Here is a 1,209-nt window from a genome sequence, read left to right on the forward strand (position 1 = left end):
GATCTAGTTCTCAACGGTTACGAAATAGCAAGCGGTTCAGTCAGGATTCACAGGAGAGATATTCAAAGCAGGGTATTTGATCTAATTGGGCTTTCACGGGAAGAGGCGACGGAGAAATTCGGCTATCTGCTAGAAGCCTTCAAATACGGTCCACCTCCTCACGCAGGAATTGCTCCCGGTCTAGATAGAATCATCGCAATCATCGTTGGCGCTCAGTCTATAAGGGAAGTAATAGCATTTCCGAAGGTCGCCAGCGGCGCAGATCTGATGACCTCCGCACCTTCCGAGGTTTCGCAGAAGCAACTTGATTTGCTTAAACTACAGCTGAAAGATACGGAGAACTGAAGTTGAGGATCGCCATCGACGGGCCGGCGGCATCGGGAAAATCTACTGTTGCAAGGCTGGTTGCTGAGAAACTGGATTTTGTTTATATTGACACGGGTGCAATGTACAGAGCACTCGCTCTGAAGGCCAAGAAAGCCGGAATTTCCTTTTCCAACGCCGATGAAATGGCTGAACTGATGAGCCATACGTATTTCTCGCTTTCGGATTCCGGTATCATCCTAGACGGAAGCCCTCTTGGTGACGAGATAAGAACCAGAGAGGTTTCGCTCCTTTCCTCAGATATCGCAAAGTATTCTTATGTAAGAGATTTTTTGACTGAGCAGCAGAGGACGCTTTCAAAGCAGGGAAACGTTGTTATGGAAGGGCGAGACATCGGTACTGTTGTTATTCCCGAAGCTGAGCTTAAAATATTTCTTACTGCATCTGCCGGCGAAAGAGCCAGAAGGAGAGTTAAGCAGCTGAAATCCAGTGGGGTAGAAGCTACTTATGACGAAATTCTCGCAGAGATAGAAAGAAGGGATCTTAACGACTCGACGAGATCCGTTGCCCCACTAAAGGCGGCCTCGGACGCCATAATTCTGGACACTACAGGTATGAGTATTGAAGAAGTTGTTTCAAGAATCGTATCACTGGCGGAGAAGCGACAGAGAGTCCACCTTGCAAGGTCAGTAGGCTTCTGCTACGGAGTCGACAGGGCTGTCAGTGAGGCTGTGAAACTGCTTAAGTCGGGAAAGAAGGTATATGCAACAGGAGAAATCGTTCATAACGAGAAAGTGATGGACGATCTCAAGCGGCTGGGTCTAGAAGTAATAGATGACTGCATTTTATCTGGAAGACATGAAGGTGTCGCAATAATCAGGGCTC

Annotated in this window: 2 protein-coding genes; both read left to right on the plus strand. The window is 47.7% G+C overall.

Translation table 11 applies throughout. The features are described from left to right. On the plus strand, positions 1 to 345 hold a 345-nt coding region (locus tag BG32_RS02885), incomplete at its 5' end, for an amino acid--tRNA ligase-related protein (protein ID WP_310793861.1). A gap of 2 nt (positions 346 to 347) precedes the next feature. Next, positions 348 to 1,209 (plus strand): (d)CMP kinase (cmk, locus tag BG32_RS02890; RefSeq protein ID WP_121526344.1); only part of this gene is annotated, 862 nt, incomplete at its 3' end.

The organism is Mesotoga sp. HF07.pep.5.2.highcov (assembly GCF_003666285.1).
Taxonomy (GTDB): domain Bacteria; phylum Thermotogota; class Thermotogae; order Petrotogales; family Kosmotogaceae; genus Mesotoga; species Mesotoga prima.